The 851-nt window shown below is 65.3% G+C and carries 1 protein-coding gene; it reads left to right on the top strand.

The features are described from left to right. The coding region (locus EQ874_RS22785) for an IS5 family transposase (protein ID WP_129978277.1) at positions 1-839 on the top strand (839 nt) is incomplete at its 5' end. Positions 840-851: the final 12 nt, after the last annotated feature.

Below are 851 nucleotides of genomic sequence, written 5' to 3'. Positions count from 1 at the left end.
TGCCCTGTCCACAGAAGACCGGCCGTCCACCGAAATGGACGAAACGCCAGCTCATCGACGGAATCAGGTGGCGCATCCGCACCGGCGCACCGTGGCGGGAGATGCCGACACGATATGGACCGTGGCAGACGGTCTACGGACTGTTCCGCCGGTGGCAACGCGCCGGGGTGTGGACGCAGATCCTGACCGCGTTGCAGGCCCTGGCCGACGCTGCCGGTGAGATCACGTGGGACGTGAGCGTCGACTCGACGATCGCACGGGCCCACCAGCACGCCGCTGGAGCCCGCAAAGACGGTGATCTCCAGCGTGAGCCACCCGGCGGGGTCGAGACCGAACCGGACGACCACGCCTTGGGTCGTTCGCGGGGCGGGTGGACCACCAAGGCGCATCTGGCCTGCGAACAGGGCCGCAAGCCCTTGTCGATCGTGATTACCGCCGGTCAATACGGGGACAGCCCGCAGTTCACGACGGTTCTCGCTGCGATCGAGGTGCCTCGCCTCGGTGGTGGCCGGGCTCGGACGCGACCGGATCGAGTGTTGGCGGACAAGGCGTACAGCAGCGCTGCCAATCGCGCTCACCTGCGTAAACGCGGGATTCGGGCGACGATTCCGGTCAAGTCGGATCAGGTGGAACATCGCCGACGCAGAGGATCGGCCGGCGGTAGGCCGCCGGAGTTCGATCCCGCACTCTACAAGCAGCGGCATGCTGTCGAGTGCGGGATCAACCTGCTCAAGCAGAATCGTGCTGTGGCAACGAGATACGACAAGCTCGCGGTCCGTTACACAGCGGTGGTGCGTATCGCTGCGATCAATATGTGGTTGCGGAGCGCTTGCTTATGAAACAGGGCCTAG

It is taken from the genome of Rhodococcus sp. Q1 (assembly GCF_004153645.1).
GTDB lineage: Bacteria > Actinomycetota > Actinomycetes > Mycobacteriales > Mycobacteriaceae > Rhodococcus > Rhodococcus gordoniae.
Note: the sequence above shows the minus strand (reverse complement) of the source record. Positions and strands in the feature narration are given on the sequence as shown.